Genomic DNA, 255 nt, shown 5'->3' with positions numbered 1-255 from the left:
GGCTTTGTCCTTTTCGGTCCGCTTTTGGCTGAGGGCTTTTAACTCCTTTAGATAGGCAACCTTTGCGCGCATATAGCACAACTCTTCGATAAGCTCTGCCTGTGTTTTTTCGTGGTCGGGTTTGTCGACGATGAAGGGGTTTTTGCGGTGGTCGGTCATGGTTTTGGATTGGGGATGTTCGAGTGCGCCGATGCCGCCTTCTTGATAGGCGCGTATCCATCGTCGCAGGTGGGTTCGGGAGATGCCGTAATGATC

Annotated in this window: 1 protein-coding gene; it reads right to left on the bottom strand. The window is 52.5% G+C overall.

The features are described from left to right. A partial coding sequence (locus DBY90_RS12500; RefSeq protein ID WP_185952219.1) for a helix-turn-helix domain-containing protein occupies positions 1–255 on the bottom strand: 255 nt, incomplete at both ends.

The sequence above is a fragment of the Neisseria mucosa genome (assembly GCF_003044445.1).
Lineage (GTDB): Bacteria > Pseudomonadota > Gammaproteobacteria > Burkholderiales > Neisseriaceae > Neisseria > Neisseria mucosa_A.
The sequence above is the reverse complement of the archived record's forward strand: the minus strand, read 5'-3'. Positions and strand labels throughout refer to the sequence as shown.